The organism is Streptococcus sp. HMSC066E07, assembly GCF_001814695.1.
In the GTDB taxonomy this organism is placed as follows: domain Bacteria; phylum Bacillota; class Bacilli; order Lactobacillales; family Streptococcaceae; genus Streptococcus; species Streptococcus hominis.
Genome location: NZ_KV817466.1, coordinates 1,088 through 1,352, shown reverse-complemented (window position 1 = coordinate 1,352; position 265 = coordinate 1,088). Strand labels below are relative to the sequence as shown.

2 tRNA genes are annotated in these 265 nt (G+C 53.6%); both read right to left on the bottom strand.

The features are described from left to right. Positions 1 to 64 precede the first annotated feature (64 nt). Positions 65 to 138: transfer RNA gene (locus tag HMPREF2984_RS08430), tRNA-Ile, on the bottom strand. 14 nt (positions 139 to 152) lie between these two features. Continuing rightward, positions 153 to 226, bottom strand: a tRNA-Met gene (locus tag HMPREF2984_RS08425). Positions 227 to 265 lie beyond the last annotated feature (39 nt).

The window sequence follows — 265 nt, the reverse complement described above, 5'->3', positions numbered from 1 at the left end:
GCCTGACGGTTTTCAAGACCGTTCCCTTCAGCCGGACTTGGGTAATCCTCCACATATAACAAAATGGACCTTGTAGGACTTGAACCTACGACCACTCGGTTATGAGCCGAGAGCTCTAACCAGCTGAGCTAAAGGTCCAACAAGATCAATTATAGCGGCGAAGGGGATCGAACCCCCGACCTCCCGGGTATGAACCGGACGCTCTAGCCAGCTGAGCTACACCGCCATAGCATCGGGAAGACAGGATTCGAACCTGCGACACCTT